The 14398-nt window shown below is 55.8% G+C and carries 12 protein-coding genes and 1 pseudogene; 7 read left to right on the top strand and 6 right to left on the bottom strand.

Features of this window, described 5'->3' with window-relative positions:
* Both IEN85_RS06880 and ptsP read left to right on the top strand, forming a co-directional pair.
* Positions 1 to 1146, top strand: a complete 1146-nt coding sequence (locus IEN85_RS06880; protein WP_191616346.1) for a site-2 protease family protein — start codon at positions 1 to 3, stop codon at positions 1144 to 1146.
* Positions 1143 to 2816: a phosphoenolpyruvate--protein phosphotransferase gene (gene ptsP / locus IEN85_RS06875; RefSeq protein WP_191616345.1), complete on the top strand. Its 1674-nt coding sequence runs from the start codon at positions 1143 to 1145 to the stop codon at positions 2814 to 2816. The genes IEN85_RS06880 and ptsP overlap by 4 nt, the downstream gene beginning before the upstream one ends.
* Positions 2817 to 2956: 140 nt before the next feature.
* On the opposite strand, the gene IEN85_RS06870 is transcribed toward ptsP, so the two are convergent.
* The gene (locus tag IEN85_RS06870; RefSeq protein WP_191616344.1) at positions 2957 to 4006 is read right to left on the bottom strand and encodes a fatty acid desaturase; all 1050 of its coding nucleotides are present in this window, start codon (positions 4004 to 4006) and stop codon (positions 2957 to 2959) included.
* A 481-nt stretch (positions 4007 to 4487) separates the two neighbouring features.
* On the opposite strand from IEN85_RS06870, the gene IEN85_RS24645 reads away from it, so the two are divergent.
* The 3 genes and pseudogenes from IEN85_RS24645 to IEN85_RS06860 all read left to right on the top strand — a co-directional run bounded on the left by IEN85_RS24645 (position 4488) and on the right by IEN85_RS06860 (position 7533).
* Positions 4488 to 4613 (top strand): hypothetical protein, encoded by a 126-nt coding sequence (locus tag IEN85_RS24645; RefSeq protein WP_263597518.1) that lies wholly within the window; start codon positions 4488 to 4490, stop codon positions 4611 to 4613.
* A 1539-nt stretch (positions 4614 to 6152) separates the two neighbouring features.
* Positions 6153 to 6536 (top strand): annotated as a pseudogene (locus IEN85_RS06865) (arsenic resistance protein); the annotation flags it as partial.
* Positions 6537 to 7017: 481 nt separating this feature from the next.
* On the top strand, positions 7018 to 7533 hold the full coding sequence (locus IEN85_RS06860; RefSeq protein ID WP_191616343.1) for an adenine phosphoribosyltransferase: 516 nt from the start codon (positions 7018 to 7020) through the stop codon (positions 7531 to 7533).
* Positions 7534 to 7726: 193 nt separating this feature from the next.
* On the opposite strand, the gene IEN85_RS06855 is transcribed toward IEN85_RS06860, so the two are convergent.
* From IEN85_RS06855 to IEN85_RS06835, 5 genes are read right to left on the bottom strand one after another with little or no spacing between them, the layout of a single operon-like run.
* Positions 7727 to 8485, bottom strand: a complete 759-nt coding sequence (locus IEN85_RS06855) for an outer membrane protein OmpK (RefSeq protein ID WP_191616342.1) — start codon at positions 8483 to 8485, stop codon at positions 7727 to 7729.
* Positions 8486 to 8508: 23 nt separating this feature from the next.
* Positions 8509 to 9051, bottom strand: coding sequence for a hypoxanthine phosphoribosyltransferase (gene hpt / locus IEN85_RS06850; RefSeq protein WP_191616341.1), 543 nt, complete (start codon positions 9049 to 9051; stop codon positions 8509 to 8511).
* 25 nt (positions 9052 to 9076) lie between these two features.
* Entirely contained in the window at positions 9077 to 10369 is a 1293-nt protein-coding gene (locus tag IEN85_RS06845) for an NCS2 family permease (protein ID WP_191616340.1), read from the bottom strand.
* 38 nt (positions 10370 to 10407) lie between these two features.
* Positions 10408 to 11046, bottom strand: coding sequence for a uracil phosphoribosyltransferase (upp, locus tag IEN85_RS06840; RefSeq protein ID WP_191616339.1), 639 nt, complete (start codon positions 11044 to 11046; stop codon positions 10408 to 10410).
* Between the two features lie 31 nt (positions 11047 to 11077).
* Positions 11078 to 12289 carry a uracil-xanthine permease family protein gene (locus tag IEN85_RS06835; protein ID WP_191616338.1) on the bottom strand — a complete coding sequence of 404 codons (1212 nt, stop codon included), beginning with the start codon at positions 12287 to 12289 and terminating at the stop codon, positions 11078 to 11080.
* 258 nt (positions 12290 to 12547) lie between these two features.
* On the opposite strand from IEN85_RS06835, the gene IEN85_RS06830 reads away from it, so the two are divergent.
* Both IEN85_RS06830 and IEN85_RS06825 read left to right on the top strand, forming a co-directional pair.
* Entirely contained in the window at positions 12548 to 12988 is a 441-nt protein-coding gene (locus tag IEN85_RS06830) for a MarR family winged helix-turn-helix transcriptional regulator (protein WP_191616337.1), read from the top strand.
* A 106-nt stretch (positions 12989 to 13094) separates the two neighbouring features.
* Positions 13095 to 14390 carry a mechanosensitive ion channel family protein gene (locus IEN85_RS06825; protein WP_191616336.1) on the top strand — a complete coding sequence of 432 codons (1296 nt, stop codon included), beginning with the start codon at positions 13095 to 13097 and terminating at the stop codon, positions 14388 to 14390.
* Positions 14391 to 14398: the final 8 nt, after the last annotated feature.

The raw sequence follows: 14398 nt of genomic DNA, 5'->3' as shown, positions 1-14398 counted from the left end.
ATGAAATGGTCCCTTAAAATCGGTCGCATCTTTGGCATCGACCTTTACTTGCACTTCACCTTCCTCCTCTTGCTGGCCTTTTTGGGATCGGTGACGTGGAGAACAACGGGCAGCCTCGACAGCGCCCTGAGCACAGTCACGTTCATCGTGGTCGTTTTCTGCTGCGTCCTCATCCACGAGCTGGCGCACGCCCTCATGGCACGAGAGTACGGCGTCAAGACCCGCGACATCACCCTGCTCCCGATCGGCGGCGTCGCCCGGTTGGAAAGCGCAAGCCTCCGACCGATGCAGGAATTCTGGATCGCCCTCGCCGGCCCCGCCGCCAGCCTCGCCATCGCCATCGCTCTATTCGCTTGGATCTTCATAGCCGAAGGCGCATCCGCAGCCACGGATTTCAGCTTAAGCGCCGGAAACGCTTACCGGAAGCTCCTCGCCATCAACCTGGCCATCGTGGGCTTCAACCTGCTGCCCGCCTTCCCGATGGACGGCGGAAGGATCCTCAGAGCGCTTCTTTCCCTGAGGATCGGCCACCGGCGAGCCACCGCCGTCGCCGCTAACTTCGGGCAAGCGTTCGCCATCCTTTTCGGCATCGTTGGCTTCTTCTACAACCCCATCCTCATCTTCATCGCCGTCTTCGTATTCCTCGGCGCCCAAGCCGAAGCCGGAATCGTCGAAATGGAATTCGCCCTAAAGGGACTCCAAGTTCGCGACGGCACCCAATCGCAATTCAGAACCCTTTCACCGAGCGACACCCTCGACCAAGCTGCCGAACAAATCCTGGCTGGCTCGCAACAGGATTTCCCCGTCGTCGAAAACGGCGAGACCCTAGGCATGCTCGTTCACAAGGACCTCATAAGAGCCCTCAAGACCGGGCAACACGATCGGCGGGTCGAGGCATTCATGCTAACTGACAGCCCCAAAGTCCAAGAGAGCGCCTCACTGCAGGAAGCCGTGGAGTCGATGACGCGACAGCGCTGCTCAACCTTTTCGGTGATGAACGGTGAGAAGCTGGTCGGAATTCTCACCCGAGAACACGTCGCAGAAATGATCCTCATCCACTCCGCGAGCGCTCAGCAAGAACAAGCCGACACGCCGCACACAAAGGCGACGACGTCCCCCCACTCCCCGGCTCCTCCGCAGCCATGAGCACGCGCGGGAAAGAACAAACGATCAATGGCAAGCCGGTTTCCACAGGACTTGCCGAAGGATGCGCCTTCGTGTACCACGACGAACTACGGTCCCTGGACGCTCCCACACCCATCGTTGCTTCGGACGTCGAACAGGAATACAGTTTTCTCGAGGAAGCGACAAACGTCATTTCCGAGGACCTCGCCTCCCTCGCCACCAAGGTGGAGAAGGAAATGGACTCGCGCCTCGGCGCCGTCTTCGAAGCCCACAAGATGATGGTCAACGACCCGTCGCTAAAGAAAGAGCTCCAATCGGAGATACGAGACAACCTCGTCAATGCCAGCAGCGCCGTACGGTCCGTCTTCCTGCGCTGGGAGAGGCGATTCCTGCTCATGGAGTCCCAAATCTCGCGTCAAAAGGGAGACGACATGAAGGATCTTTCCAACCGACTCTCCAACGCCCTCAGCGGCATCAAGGTCAACCGGCTCGAAGACCTACCGTCCGGCAGCATCCTGGTCGCAAAGCGGCTCCTCCCCTCCGACACCGTCTTCCTCGCAAAGCAGTCCGCCGCAGCCGTACTTCTCGAGTACGGCGGAACCAGCTCCCACGCCGCGCTCTTCGCCCGCGAAATGGGCCTCCCCTGCATCGCTCAAATTCCCAATATCCTCCAGCGTATCCATTCGAACGATACCCTTCTGGTCGATGCCGAATCGGGAACCGTCGTCCTCCACCCCGGCGAGAAGAGCAAAGCCGCCTTCCAAAAGAAAATTTCCGGAAGAAAAGCGGCGGCCTCGAAGATCTCCCAAAAGGCGCACAAACCGGCCATCACCCTCGATGGGGTCAACATTCTAGTCCTCGCCAATATCGCGTCGCGCGCTGACGCCGACCGCGCCATCGTTAATGGAGCCGACGGAGTCGGCCTCTACCGCACCGAGCTCGCCTACTTGGGGATGAACGCGCCGCCCAGCGAAAACGAACTGCTGGAAGAGATGCAACACACTCTAGCGCCTTTTGAAGGCAAGCCCGTCAACATCCGGCTCCTCGACATCGGAGCGGACAAACCACTTCCCTTTACAGGATTCCTCGCCGAGTCCAATCCCGCCCTCGGCAGGCGCGGCATTCGCCTCCTCCTCGAGTATCCTGAACTTTTGGATACGCAGCTCCGAGCCATCCTAAGGCTCTCGAAGGAGTCGGATACCCGAATTCTCATCCCCATGGCAACGCTTGCCGAGGATATCACCGCCACCCGAGAACGTTTATCCGTCCTGTCCCGCCAACTTGGCAGCGGCAAAATTCCCCCACTGGGAATCATGATCGAAACCCCAGCCGCCGCCCTGTCCCTCCAGGAATTCGCGAGCCACTGCGATTTCGCCAGCTTCGGCACTAACGACCTCACCCAATACACATTCGCAGCCGACCGCGAAAACGCTGCCGTGGACTCCTATTTCCGGGACTCCCAGCGAGCTATTTTCCGCTTAATGGAAATCGCACGATCGGATGCTCCTGACCTGCCACTTTCCCTCTGCGGAGAGCTGGCGGGCAGAAGCCGCCATACCGAGGAAATCCTTCGCTGCGGCTTGCGCTCGCTGAGCGTCGCCCCGCCACTGGTCCCCATTATAAAAGACCGCATTCGCAACCTAAACTATGCCAAACCAAACACCACCCATCGTTTCCCACGGGATCACTGAAACCCGAAGCATCGACTTCGCCACCATCCCTCTAGACCGCCTCCTGCAGGCCCTCCTCGACAGCTGAACCGCAGCCGGGTCGAATCCAAATGAACAAGAACCGTAGGACGCGGGCAGGGCCACTTCCTTGATCGCGCTTGTCAGCTTCCCGTGCGGCGGCTGTCTCGAACTTCACGAAACCCGACCAAACGCTGGGCGTCTTCGTCCCAAAGGCGCAGGCGTAACGAGCGCAGGCTCGACCGCAAGGTCACCGGCTTCACCGAGCTAAAGAGCGGATCGGAACGGTGACAGGTTTCAAGCCGATAGTTGGGGATGCGAGCGCTCAAATGATGAACGTGATGGTATCCGATATTTCCCGACAGCCATTGCAGTACCTTCGGCAGGCGATAGAAGGAGCTTCCCTTCAAGGCAGCTTCGACAAAGTCCCAATCGCCTCCGCGTTCCCAATAAACGTCCTCAAATTGATGCTGCACATAGAATAGCCACACGCCCGCCGCTCCACTCACCCCGAGGATCACAAGCTGAATAAAGAGATACGCCTGCCAGCCATAAACCCCACTCAAAATGACGGCCGTCGACAACAAGCAAAGGTTCGTCCACAGTACGGAGCGCCGCTCAGGCTGGCCCGCCCCCATCGATGAAAAACGCTGCCTGACCAAAAAAAGCAGCAACGGGGCGAAGACAAACAACGTGATCGGATTACGCATCGTTCGATAGCGGATACGCTCCCAGATCGACGCCCTCACGTATTCATCGACTGTCATCGTGCTGACATCGCCAACACCTCTCCGGTCAAGGTCCCCCGAGGAGGCATGGTGCCGGGCATGCTCCCAACGCCAATGGGCAAACGGAGTGAAGGTAAGGACTCCGGTAGCGAAGCCCACTACGGAATTGGCACGTTTCGACGCGAAAAACGATCCGTGCGTACAGTCGTGGAAGATGATGAAAACGCGCACCAGGAACCCCGCTGCCATAAGGGCCAGACCCAACGTTAGCCAAATCGATACCCCGAGCGTCAAGTACATGAGCAGCCAAAGCGCCGCATATGGCGTCAGCGTATTGGCCAGCTGCCAATTCGCCCGCAAAGGCGCAGGCCGCTGAAACTTGGCCACCACACGTTTCCAGGCATGGGGATCTTTTGCCGGTTCACGAAGATCGGGAGCCGTTTGATGGTCTACGTTTCTATCCATTCCGAGATATTCTATCCGAATACCTCGCTCCCGCCTATGGAGTCTTACCCACCCTCTCGACCAGAACTCCCAGACAGCGGGTTGTACCCCATAGGCGCCGCTTCGCAAACAGCGTATCATACCCGGACAAGTAAACACAGTCCGTCTCCTAGATGGTCGACAGTACCTTCCTAAAACTCTTTCGCCATGCAGACCCGAGAAACGAAAAGCACAAGCAACGACACAAAACAAAAGCAACCAAACCTTGCAACGTCAGCGCTACACTACCTTAGCGACCGCATCAAACGCTTGTCATCGCGATTCCGGGGAAACTCCTCGACGCTGAAAGTCGATAAAGAGCCCGCAGAAAAAACGGCCGACTCCACCGGTGCCCCAGGCCCTCAGTGACTCCTTCAACAGTCACGCCACTCGATCCACCGACGAATCAACCGAACCCGATATTTCAGTATCCTATATTCAACTACATTAAGCCCAATCGAATATGCCAAAATCCAAAGACAACAAGAGAGAGAGCAAAAAGGCTCCGCAAAAGACCGCCAAGGAAAAGAAGGAGGCCAAGCGAATGAAGAAGGAGCAAGAGAACTCTCAATCCTTCCCAACCGGCTAACGATCAAAGATTAACCAACAAAGCTACGGCAACCAGCATTCTCCACCGTACCCAAGGTATCCGAGGATTCCACTACGAAAAGGCCTGACAGAGAGGCGAAACCGAATACTACCCTATAAACGCGAGCGAGGCGCGACAACTCCCTATCCCTTGCCGCAGCTCACGCGACGCCAGAACCTTGCACTCGCCCTCCGCAACGCCCACCGGCTCAACGAGGCTTATTCCTCCCATCAATCGAACTGGTCGCTCCTATCTACCAAGTCCGAACAGTCAAGGGACACTCGTTTCAACCCCGCCAATTCCGTGGTAGCATCCACCTGAACGGGGACTTTGCCGTCCGTTCAGTGAATCCATAAAACGGACACCCCCATTTAGAATCTCTTGATCCAAACTTCAAAGATTCTACCAGAGCTCGGGAACAGTCGTGCACGGACAGCTGATTTCCCTGTCCTCCCCAGCTCGAATGAACCAGTAAGCCACAAGCTAACGGTACCTGCCTTCGGGCATAAAATGGAAAGGTCGAAGGTTCGAGTCCTTTCGCTCTGACCAAATGATCCGAAAAAGACTGGCGGTGGGCCTATTACGGTCAGCTCCAGTGACCAGTAATTTTCAAATTGAACCAAGCTCAAGCTCAGTCTTCTGGCATCGCTACTCGCTGACCGCTAACATCTCTGAACAGTATCATTACCTGAATGATACCCTAAACGCCGCAGTCGCCTACAAACCCGCGGACTAGTCCTCTTGCTGGCCAGAGAACGTTTTACACCTCTCAACACCTGTTATCTATTTAAATCGTTGTTTATCAAACCTTAGTTCGAATCTCGGATCTCCCACCATTTTAACCGAAGGAAACAAACGCCTTCGGTCTTTTTATGCCCCTATCTTATGAAACGCCCCGGATCCGAGGTGAGAACGACCCAAGTGTCAGGCCTTCTCGTTTCACTCGTGAACGACGAAGCGAAGCGCAGATGGGCAATGCGCAGCATTGGGACGAAGTCCTGATGAGCGAAGCGAAGAACCAATCTCGGATCTCCCACCATTTTAACCGAAGGAAAACAGACGCCTTCGGTCTTTTTATGTCCAGATCTCAGGAAACGCCCCCGGATCCGAGGTGAGAAAGACCCGAGCACAAGAGCATGCCTGCAAGAAAAAAGCATCAGGTGAGATCCTAACCTGCAATCGGACACCTTCAAAGCCGACTCCCACCGACTCCTTCCGCACAACGGGCCCAGATCTAATCCAAATCTTCGCATATTCTCTTTTTAAAATATTCAGTTGGCTGCCTGATCTTAAACCTTTGCAGTGCGAACAGAAACAGAGTCCGGGAAGTGTATTTAAAACTGCATCCAGGATTCGCGATGGTAGGGCTGTCTGGCTCAGACAGCCGCGTTGCAGGATCATTCCTCCGCGGCGGACTGGGCCAGTCCGCCCTACCAGAACACAGAATTCATCCCACCCGAGTCCGGGAGTAGAGCTTCGGAGACGTCCGGAAAACGCGTCGACGAAGCTTCGCAGCAGTAAATTTAAACAACGAATCAAGCGCATGTCTTCACCATCGTGCTGATGTTTACCTTCAAGGGGGACACCATCCTTGAACTGCCTTTCGACGTGCTGCGCATCGCGGTCCCGTTGGCGATCTACTTCCTGATTATGTTCGTGGTCAGCTTTCTCATGGGCAAAGCGGTCGGCGCCGAATGCCGCCAAAGCGTTGCGTTGAGCTTCACCGCCGCCAGCAACAACTTCGAACTCGCCATCGCGGTCGCAGTCGCAGTCTTCGGCATTGGATCCGGCGTCGCCTTTGCGGCAGTCATCGGCCCGCTGGTGGAAGTTCCCGTCATGATTGCCCTGGTCAACCTCGCGTTCTGGTTCCGCAGGAAACTCTTCTCTCGAATCGAGCCACCGGCCCACCTACCTCCAATTTGAAGAATGGATACGCCGGCAGCCAAATGTAAACCTGAGCGAGGAGAATCTGGCGAAGGTTAACGAGATGATCGAAACCCGTCAGAAAGGACCCGAGTCTCGCGCCAAAATGCTCAGGAAAAACAGGCTCGACGAGGCAACCCCCATTTATGATTCGATCATGCTCAACAACTTGGACGACTGGCGATCGATACATCAGCAAATCGCGGCGAGCTAGCGTAATCCCGCGCCTAACAAATCGAGAGACGTAGCCGCGTTTCGCCAATAAGTCATTTAAGACAGAATACGCAGCACGATCACCTATCGCTCCTCCCGCTAAGATCTCCGCTGCAGCCATTCGAAGCCTCTAACTTGGCAAGCTCGCTCGATTTGTCCCATTTCGCACTAGGGAGGACAACTGGTGCACGCTTCTCGTTTACATTGCGAGCAAGCTGGAACACTCTCGAAAGCTCCGCTGAATGCGGAGTTTTCCCAGCCACCTACTATGAATATCGAATCATACATTCGCAGCACCAAGGACTTTCCCAAGCCGGGGGTCATATTCCGAGACTTCACTCCGCTTCTGGCAAACGGAGAAGCCTTCAAGGCTCTTATCGATCAGCTCAAGGAACGCTTCTCCAACAAAAAGATCGACGTCGTGGTCGGCATCGAAGCGCGTGGATTCGTGCTCGCGTCCGCCCTCGCCTACGCCCTGGGAGCGGGAACCGTGCTCGTGAGAAAGGAAGGCAAGCTTCCACATGCAACCCACTCTCAGGAATACGAACTGGAATACGGCTCAAGCGTTCTGGAAATCAGCCGCGACGCCTTCGAAAAGGGACAGAAGATCCTCGTCGTTGACGACGTGCTCGCCACAGGCGGGACCCTAGGAGCGACCCTAAAGCTTATCAAAGAGAACTTCTCCGTATCCATCGAAGAAATACTTTTTCTCATCGAACTCGACGAACTCAAGGGTCGGCAAAGGCTCCCTGAAATTCCTATCTACTCCGTATTTCACTACTGAGGAGATAGCCGCTGTGTCGCTTGGCCTAACTTCGCTAGGACCGAGGCGGAGCCCCGCCTCTCCAAGGAAACTTGCGCCCATCGCAGCGGGGCAACTTAGCGTAGCGAGCCTTACGTCCAAAGCCGCCACGCAATGCCGCTTCCCTGCAAACTCCTCGGCAACCTCGCAGGGAAGCAATTTTTCCGGCCCCGGGCTAGAAATGGAATTTCAGCAGTCCGCTGAAAGTCGACTGATTCGAGTCGAGACCGAAGGCACCATCTGGAACGGCATACTTGTTCTTCCAGTAGTCGTATTCGATTCCGGCGTACAACTTGCCTTTCTCCATTCCGGTCATCATTCCCACATCCAATTTGACCTGAGGGCAAACGTGCAAGTGGTCCGTTCCTTCGCCAATGACCCAGTCAATAAAACCGTCGCACACAAGCTCCGTCTCCCCCACGGGAATGGTTATCTTCCAAACTGGCGTGATCTGGTAAGACTCCAGATCGCTGGAAGTGTCATTGAACCTTCGATACCCGTTCAATTGGAAAAAATCGAACCCGGGCAGGTTCAGGTCGACTCCGAGCCCGACAAGTAAATTGTCGTCCGAATTCTGGCCAAACTCCCAAGTCGTAGCGACATAGAGGTCGTTTACCAGAGAGCCGGAAAAATCCTGCCCAACAATTTTGCCTATGTTGAAGCGTGGCGAGACCTCCCCATAGTAGGCCGTATCCTTGCCGCCGATATCCTCGTCGCCGTCGAAGTTGATCCCATCCACGAAGATAAACAGATCTCCTTTAGACCAACCGCTAACATGCTCGACGGTCACCGTTTGCTGCGTATCAGGATCGAGTTCGAAACCGCCGCCAACCAGAAGGCTGAGGCTGTTGTCCTGCCAAAGCAGCGCATCGCCCGCAAGGGCAACGGTCGCAAATAAAGTTGTAGCGCTCGCTGTGAGTAGTGTTCGTTTCATTTCTTAACTGATGGAAAGTTGTCTCAGTCGACCGGTCCTCCGTAGATCCCCACGTAGGGAACGTTTCGATACTTTTGGGCATAATCTAGCCCGTAGCCGCATACGAACTCGTCGGGTATATCGATCCCGCAAAAGTCGATCTTCACCTTGACCTGACGACGCGACGGCTTGTTGAGGAGAGTGCAGATACGCAGCGAAGCCGGTTTGCGCCCCTTCAACATACGGACCACCTTACTGAAGGTGTTCCCCGTATCGATGATGTCCTCCACCAGCAAAACGTCTCGCCCCGTGATCGACTCGTCCAGATCCATCACCACTTTCACGTCGCCCGAACTGGTTGTTGAATCCCCATAGCTGGAGATCGTCATGAAGTCCGTGATCATGGGCCGCTTGATCTGTCGCACCAAGTCCGCCATAAAAACGAACGACCCGCGCAGCAAGCCAACCACGATCAGCTCATTGTCAGAGTCTTTGTAGTGCTCCGTAATTTCGCGCCCGAGCCGGGCCACGATACTTGCAATTTCTTCCTTGGAGAGAAGCGTTCTTGTCAGTCCTTGTTCTGGCATAAGCAGTGATGCGTTTAATTGCTTCTTAGTGGGCCACCGTGATCACCATATTGACTGCCGACAGAGCTCCGACCACCCACATCACAGGGGATATCTTTTTCAAGTCGCCGCAAAAGACCGCTATCAGGATGTAGGAGAGAAACCCCACCGTCAGGCCCGTCGCGATGCTGAAGGTCAAGGGCATAAGGATCATGGTCAAAAACGCCGGAACTGCAGTCTTCAATTCCGAGAACTGGATCTCCTTTATGTTCCGAAACATGAATACACCTACGATGATCAAAGCAGGAGCGGTCGCGAACGCGGGGACCGCACCAATCAAAGGCGCAAAGAAGAGTCCGACGAGAAACAGCAAGCCAGTCACCACCGAAGCTAGCCCGGTGCGGGCTCCGTCGGCGATTCCCGAGGCAGATTCGATGTAAGTCGTAGTGGTGCTCGTTCCCAGGAGGGAGCCGACGATTGTCGCTACCGAGTCAGCTTCCAGCACCTTGTCGATCCGCTTGATCGAACCGTCCTTCTCGACGTGCCCCGCCTCATAGGAGCAGGCCACGATCGTGCCGATCGAATCGAACAGGTCCACAAACATGAAAGAGAAAATGGCCCCTGCCAATCCCCACTGCAGGGCCCCCAGAATATCGAGCTGGAAGGCGAGCGGAGCCAAACTCGGCGGAGCCGACCATACTGCATCTAGTTGGACGTCGCCAAAAAGCGCCCCCGCCGCAGTCGCGGAAAAGATGCCGATCAGGATCGACCCCTTCACTTTCTTTATCTCAAGGATCGTGATCAAAAGCAAAGCTCCTAGGCCGATCAAAACTGGACGCGTCAAAGCACCGATCGAAACCAAGGTCGCAGGATTGTCCACCACGAGCCCCAAGTTCTTCAGTCCAATAAACGTAATGAATAATCCGATACCGGCCGCCGTCGCGATACGCAGGGCCAAGGGAATCGCCGTCACCACCTTTTCGCGAATTCCCGCTAGGGTTAGAATCAAAAAAGCCACCCCGGAAACGAAAACCACGCCGAGGGCCGTCTGCCAATTGAGCCCCTGCCCCATCACCAAAGTGTAGGTAAAAAACGCGTTCAAGCCCATGCCAGGAGCCATGGCAAACGGCACCCTAGCCCAAAATCCAGCCAGCAAAGTCCCGATACAGGCCGCTAGGCAAGTGGCCGTGATCAGAGCCGGCTTGTCCATGCCTGCCTCGCTCAGTATCAGCGGATTGACGATGATGATGTACGCCATCGTCAAAAAAGTCGTGACGCCCCCGATCACCTCGGTGCGGACAGTCGTGTTGTTTTCCCTGAGCTTGAATAGGTCTTTCATCGATTTTGCATTCTTTAGCTTGAGTCCTTAGCAGCGACTTAGGTCGTGCCAAAAAGGCGATCCCCCGCATCGCCCAATCCCGGCAGAATGTAGGCGTCGTCGTTCAAGCGGTCGTCCAAGGCCGCCGCAAAGATCTCGATATCCGGATGGGCATGCTGGAAAGCCTCGACCCCTTCAGGAGCCGCCACCAGGCACATAAACTTGATATCCTTCGCGCCGCTCTGCTTGAGCATGTCAGCCGACGCGATAGCGGAGCCTCCTGTCGCCAACATGGGATCTACCATGATAAACATGCGGTTTTCGGGACGCTGCATCGGTTTAAAATAGTACGTCACCGGCTCGTGCGTTTCATGATCTCGATACAAGCCTAGATGGCAGATCGCGCAGTTCGGTATCAGATTGCGCACTCCATCCACCATGCCTAATCCGGCTCTAAGTAGTGGAACAAGCACTACATTCTCGCTATCGATCACGTTGCAAGTCGTCGTCTCCAAGGGCGTTTCGACCCGCACCGCTCGTACCGGCAGGTTCTTGGTGATTTCGTAAGCAAGCAGAGTCCCGACTTCGTCCACCAGTTCCTTGAACACTTTTTTGGACGTCCTCTTGTCCCGAATGTAGCTCAGCTTGTGCTGGATTAGCGGATGGTTGGAAACCGTAAGTGTGGGAAATCGCTTCATGGACAGAGTCTCCTATTGAAAATGCTTCAGATCAATCGTCGTTCGGATCGTCCGGCAGAATAAGGTGCAGGACAAGGTTCGCCAGCATCCCGACCATCGCGGCCAAGCCTATGCCTTCGATCACGAGTTCGCCTAGCGGCAATTTCACGCCACCCAGACCGCAAACCAGAATCAAGGCGACAATGATGAGGTTTCGGCTGCGATTGAAGTTCAGCTGAGCATTCGCGATGGTTCGGATTCCGACCGAAGCGATCATCCCAAAAAGAATGAAGCTCACCCCTCCCATCACCGGCACCGGTATCGTTCTCAAAAAGGCCCCCACTGGACTGAACAATCCTAGCCCAATCGCCATCGCCGCCGCCAGGCGCAACACCGCCGGGTCGTAGTTCTTCGTCACGGCCAGGACTCCCGTATTCTCGGAATAGGTCGTATTCGGCGGGCCGCCAATCAAACCCGACGCCACCGTAGCAAGCCCGTCCCCCAACAGCGTTCGATGCAATCCAGGCTTCTTGAAAAAATCCTTCCCCACTACAGCGCCATTCGTGGTGATGTCACCGATGTGCTCCATCGAGGTCACGATCGCCAAGGGCGCGATCGCCAGAATCGCCGTCCAGTCAAACACTGGAAACACGAAGCTGTCCGCCCCGATGAATACGCCACCGGAAGCCTGCAGCGCGCTGTAGTCGACTCGTCCCAGAATGGCCGCCACCAAATAGCCCGTCAGTATTCCGATCAAAATTGGCACCAGCTTGAAAAAGCCTTTCATGAAGCATGACACCGCGATGATGGTGAAAATCGCCACCAGCGACAGCAGCCAGTCGGAAGATGCCATTTCCACCCCGATGGGAGCCAGCGAGAGACCGATCACCATGATCACCGGTCCCGTCACGACTGCTGGGAACAGGCGCTTCATCAGCTTTGCCCCGCCAAACTTCACTACCAAGGAGAAGAGCAAGTAAAAGAGCCCCGCGCAGATCACCCCGCCCAAGGCTTTCGGCAAGCCGCTGCCGTCCTCCCCCACAACCGTCTTGATCGCTCCGATAAACGCAAAACTCGACCCCAGGAACACCGGGACGATCCCCCCAGTCACCCCATGAAAAACAAAAGTCCCGATGCCCGCTGCCAACAAAGCCACCCCCGGATCCATCCCCGTCAGGGCCGGCATCAACACCGTGGCGCCAAACATCGCAAACACGTGCTGCACGCCCAACACCAGCTTCTTAGCCCTATTAACATCTGCCATGATTCGCTTCCGATATAGAATTGCCGGAGGCTAGCGAAAGACATCGATCAAACAAGCAAAGCCCGCCGCCCCCGCTCCATTATAACCTGAATTAATCGCCAGGATCACAATCTCTCCAGCCCAAACGGATGGGCGGATGTCTCAATTATCCGAATACGCTGTTTCAAGATCAGACAGGTTCCCATCTGGAACGCATCGGCCCTCGCTCCGTTTTCGCTTAGACAAAGCGCTTTCATCACGTAAAACTTCCGTTCCAACATGCCGAAACGTAAACAAGCCGCCCAACTGATAAAAGAGGACTACGAACTCCTGTCGGAGTTTCGCTACCGGCTGCGGCGATTCCTCGGCTTCAGCGAAAACGCTGCCATCGAGCACGGCGTCACGCCTCAGCAATACCAGTCCATGCTCTCCATTCACGGCTTTCCCGGGCGCGATTGGGTCACGGTGGGGGAACTCGCGGAGAGGATGCAAATCGAGCACCACTCGGCAGGCGGCTTGGTGCGGCGCATGCAAAGCGTCGGACTGGTGAAAAAAGAAGTGTCTCCGGACGACCGACGCGTCATGCAAATCCGTTTGACCGAGAGCGGCCTCAACGTCCTCAACAAACTCATCCGCGTACACCAAGACGAACTCGGCCTTGTCGGACCCAAGCTGATCGGCTTGATCAAGGAAGCGACCCTGCAAAGCAACAAGCAGTAAGTGACCCGAGACGCCCCAGCAAGCTCACCGGGCAGCAACACTCGAAACCCATTTCCTTTTCTGCTCGCAAGGCTCTTCCTCCATCTGCTGCACTAGCAATCAGCCAATGGATACCTTCAGAACTGAAATACGAGAATCCCTTTTGAACTGGCTGCATATCCAGTCTCCCGAGTACGCACGGGTGTTCTACAACGGCATCGCGCTCGCTTGGATCGCTACCGTAGCCGTCGTTCTGCACCTGCTCCTGCACCATTTCGCCCTGAAACTCATCGACCGGACCAAGGCGCGCGAGCGCAAATCCTGGCGCAAAACCCTCTACGGACACGGCGTACTCTCCCGCATCGCGTTCGTGCTGCAAGGAGCCGTGGCCCACATCCAGGCCAGCCTCTGGCTTTCGCCGACCTCTCTCGTCGGAAACGCCCTTACCACCGCCCTCCAGCTTTGGATGCTCCTCTTTGGCTTGCTCGCTTTCTACGCCCTGCTCGACGCTCTGGAGAGCTTTATTCAGAGGAGCGGCAAACGCATACACTTCCCCCTGCGCGGCATCACCCAGACCCTGAAAATCGTAGCCAGCGTGATCATCGTCATCGTTGGAATATCGATCCTCATGGGGGAATCTCCGATCATTCTCCTCAGCGGCCTCGGTGCCCTCTCCGCGGTCCTCATGCTCGTATTCAAAGACCCGATACTTGGCCTGGTCGCCGGCATACAGCTCTCCGCCAACAATATGCTCTCGGTGGGAGACTGGCTCGAAATGCCAAAGTACGGAGCGGATGGAGACGTGATCGACATCGGTCTGACCACGGTGAAAGTGCAGAACTGGGACAAGACCATCACCACCATTCCCACCTACGCCCTCATCTCCGATTCCTTCAAGAACTGGCGCGGCATGTCGGAGTCGGGCGGACGCCGCATCAAGCGCAGCATCCATATAAACACCACCAGCATCAAGTTTCTGAACGAGGAGGACCTGCTCCAACTGCGCAAAGCGAAGTTGTTGGCCCCCTACCTTGAGGAGAAGATCGCAGAGCTAGAAAAGTCCAACGCCGATGCCGCGCTTGACCTTTCCTCCCCCTTGAACGGACGCCGACTCACTAATGTCGGCACCTTCCGCGGCTACCTAAAATCCTACCTCAAGAGCCATCCACGAATCGCCCAAGACATGCTCATCCTCGTCAGGCAGCTTGAACCTTCGAGCCATGGGCTCCCCCTGCAAGTCTACGCCTTCACCGCCACTACCAAATGGGGCGAGTACGAGGACATACAATCAGACATCTTCGACCACATCTTCGCTGTCCTCCCCGAGTTCGGTTTGCGTATCCACGAATCACCTACAGGAGACGATCTCCGTTTCCTCTCCACGCCCACGCCTCATTCCGCGTCGGAAGCTCCTCGCTTCTGAAAATCCCC

This window comes from Pelagicoccus enzymogenes (assembly GCF_014803405.1).
GTDB lineage: Bacteria > Verrucomicrobiota > Verrucomicrobiia > Opitutales > Opitutaceae > Pelagicoccus > Pelagicoccus enzymogenes.
This window is presented reverse-complemented; position numbering and strand designations above follow the sequence as displayed.

What these genes read in the sequence shown, in the direction of transcription:
- IEN85_RS06880 (WP_191616346.1), top strand. Translation starts at nt 1, where the DNA reads ATGAAATGGTCCCTTAAAATCGGTCGCATCTTTGGCATCGACCTTTAC.
- ptsP (WP_191616345.1), top strand. Translation starts at nt 1,143, where the DNA reads ATGAGCACGCGCGGGAAAGAACAAACGATCAATGGCAAGCCGGTTTCC.
- IEN85_RS06870 (WP_191616344.1), bottom strand. Translation starts at nt 4,006, where the DNA reads ATGGATAGAAACGTAGACCATCAAACGGCTCCCGATCTTCGTGAACCG.
- IEN85_RS24645 (WP_263597518.1), top strand. Translation starts at nt 4,488, where the DNA reads ATGCCAAAATCCAAAGACAACAAGAGAGAGAGCAAAAAGGCTCCGCAA.
- IEN85_RS06860 (WP_191616343.1), top strand. Translation starts at nt 7,018, where the DNA reads ATGAATATCGAATCATACATTCGCAGCACCAAGGACTTTCCCAAGCCG.
- IEN85_RS06855 (WP_191616342.1), bottom strand. Translation starts at nt 8,485, where the DNA reads ATGAAACGAACACTACTCACAGCGAGCGCTACAACTTTATTTGCGACC.
- hpt (WP_191616341.1), bottom strand. Translation starts at nt 9,051, where the DNA reads ATGCCAGAACAAGGACTGACAAGAACGCTTCTCTCCAAGGAAGAAATT.
- IEN85_RS06845 (WP_191616340.1), bottom strand. Translation starts at nt 10,369, where the DNA reads ATGAAAGACCTATTCAAGCTCAGGGAAAACAACACGACTGTCCGCACC.
- upp (WP_191616339.1), bottom strand. Translation starts at nt 11,046, where the DNA reads ATGAAGCGATTTCCCACACTTACGGTTTCCAACCATCCGCTAATCCAG.
- IEN85_RS06835 (WP_191616338.1), bottom strand. Translation starts at nt 12,289, where the DNA reads ATGGCAGATGTTAATAGGGCTAAGAAGCTGGTGTTGGGCGTGCAGCAC.
- IEN85_RS06830 (WP_191616337.1), top strand. Translation starts at nt 12,548, where the DNA reads ATGCCGAAACGTAAACAAGCCGCCCAACTGATAAAAGAGGACTACGAA.
- IEN85_RS06825 (WP_191616336.1), top strand. Translation starts at nt 13,095, where the DNA reads ATGGATACCTTCAGAACTGAAATACGAGAATCCCTTTTGAACTGGCTG.